Source organism: Flavobacterium hauense, assembly GCF_054457175.1.
Window position 1 is genome coordinate 1 of sequence record NZ_JBTKVX010000042.1, and the last position, 2159, is coordinate 2159.

Annotated in this window: 3 protein-coding genes; all 3 read right to left on the reverse strand. The window is 44.9% G+C overall.

All coding sequences use genetic code 11. The features are described from left to right. Positions 1-145: 145 nt before the first annotated feature. Entirely contained in the window at positions 146-934 is a 789-nt protein-coding gene (locus tag ACX0HA_RS17565; RefSeq protein ID WP_458846609.1) for an NAD(P)H-binding protein, read from the reverse strand. Continuing rightward, entirely contained in the window at positions 934-1287 is a 354-nt protein-coding gene (locus ACX0HA_RS17570) for a hypothetical protein (RefSeq protein ID WP_458846610.1), read from the reverse strand. Before ACX0HA_RS17570 ends, ACX0HA_RS17565 begins: the two co-directional genes overlap by 1 nt. A 4-nt stretch (positions 1288-1291) precedes the next feature. Continuing rightward, positions 1292-2159: carbon-nitrogen hydrolase family protein (locus ACX0HA_RS17575; RefSeq protein WP_458846611.1), on the reverse strand; the 868-nt coding region annotated here is incomplete at its 5' end.

A 2159-nucleotide genomic window follows, 5' to 3' on the forward strand; every position in this document is an offset into this window, starting at 1 on the left:
CTGTACGACCTTACTCAGCTAAATTTAATAGCAGGCAGTGAAAAGTAGTTATTAATGTAATAGGTCTTCACGTGTGTGGGTGGAAGGGCGAGGATTTTGATTAAAAGTCCCGCCCCAAACCTTTTTATAGAGGTTCTGATCGTTATTATTTCTCAAAAAGATACCCCAAAACATCGATTGTTTTTTGTGAACTCACTGTTTTTCCGCGCGATGGTTTTTCATGGCTGAATTTTGGTAACGGCAGATTTAGAGCGGCAGCCTGTTCTGTATAATGCTGTTCCCGCGTAGGATGGTAGGTAGCCACGGCATTAAAGATTTCGCCCCATTTATCAGTCTCTATGATTTTCAGTATAATGCCAATGCAATCCTTTTGATGGATGAGGTTTACCGGTCCGTCAGGGTTTTCAAGATTTTCCCTTCCGGCCAGATATTTTACAGGTTGTCTGTCTTCGCCAATAAGTCCCCCAAAACGCAGGATCGTAGTTTTGAATTTGGCATTTGCCAAAAGCCCTTCGGCCTCTAAAAGCTGTTTCCCGCTTTCGGTTTCCGGCTTTGCAGGAGTCTCTTCGGTTACAACGGTGTTATCTTCAGCATATACGGCGGTAGAGCTTGCAAACATTACTTTGGTAATGCCTGAAGCTTCAATATGGGGAATAAGCGTTTTTATCTTATCGATAAAGCTTTCCTTATTTTCGCCTCTCAACTTTGGCGGAATATCAATAATAAGAATTTCGCTCCCTTGAAGGAAACTTTCGATATCGCCCTCAATACCATTTGCCGTAAGGCTGATAAGAAAAGGATTAATACCTGCTGTTTTTAATTTTCCGGTCTTTGCCGGTGAAGTAGTCGAACCATTGACCGAAAAGCCTTTTTCGATCAGCGTTTGTGCTAAGGGAAGTCCCAGCCACCCACAGCCTAAAATAGAGATCTGCATCAGGAAATGTCTTTACGTACAAGGATATAATAATCGTTTTCCAGTGGCATGTAGCCCTGCTCGTAGACAAAGAAGTAGGTATTGCCCGTTTTGGTATGCAGCTGGTTGGTAAAATACTCAAAATCGAAACCCTTGCTCATCAGCTTCGATTTTGTTGTTTTGGTTTTACCCTCTACATTAATTTCGCTCAGTATGCGGTTGTTCTTGCGCAGCCTGTTGTTGATGTTACGCATAAAGTTATTACTGTCTTTATTTATCTTGTTGTTCCATGCGTTGCGGCAGGCATCGCTACAAAACTTTTTGTCTTCGCGGCCTACAATTTTCTCTCCGCACTCGGGGCAGTTACGCGTCATACTATTATTCGTCCTTTTTTGGTGTTCGTGTTCGTGGTGGGGCAGGTTTAGGCTCGGTAGCTTTTGCCGCCGATACTCTCGGTGCTCTTGCCGTAGTTGCTTTAGGTGTAGTGGCAGTGCCATTTTTGGCCGTTGCTCTGGTTGTTTTCACAGGCTTTTCTTCAGCTGCTTTTGTAGTCGATGCCCTTACCGGCCGCACAGCCGATGTTTTTAAAGTACTCCCTGCGTGGTGCGCAGGCGTTGGAGTCTCTTCTGCTTTTGGTTTGCTGTCTACAGGCATTTCCGTTTTAGCAAGAACAGATTTTTTTAGCTTATACAAATCCTGGCGACGGTCTTTCAGGATACGTACGCTCCCAAACTCGTGAAGTTCTTTCAGAAGATCCAGGTCAACGTCGACGATTATGGTCATCTCGGTATTTGGCGTAGCCTCCGCCTTGATGCCGTTAGATGGGAAAGAAAAATCTGAAGGTGTAAATACGGCAGTCTGCGCATACTGAATATCCATGTTGTTTACCCCGGGCAGGTTACCTACGCAGCCTGCAATGGCAACATAACATTCGTTTTCAATGGCACGCGCCTGCGCGCAATGCCTCACACGGGTATAGCCATTTTGGGTATCGGTAAGGAAAGGCACAAACAGTATTTCCATACCATCATCGGCCATAAGGCGCGACAGCTCAGGAAACTCCACATCGTAGCATATCATAATGCCTATTTTACCGCAATCGGTATCAAAGGTCCTTATCTCGTTACCGCCCACCATACCCCAGTAGTTCACTTCATTTGGGGTAATGTGTATCTTGGTGTACATCTCAGATGTACCGTCGCGTTTGCATAAAAAGCCTACATTATACAGGTTACCGTCGTCTACC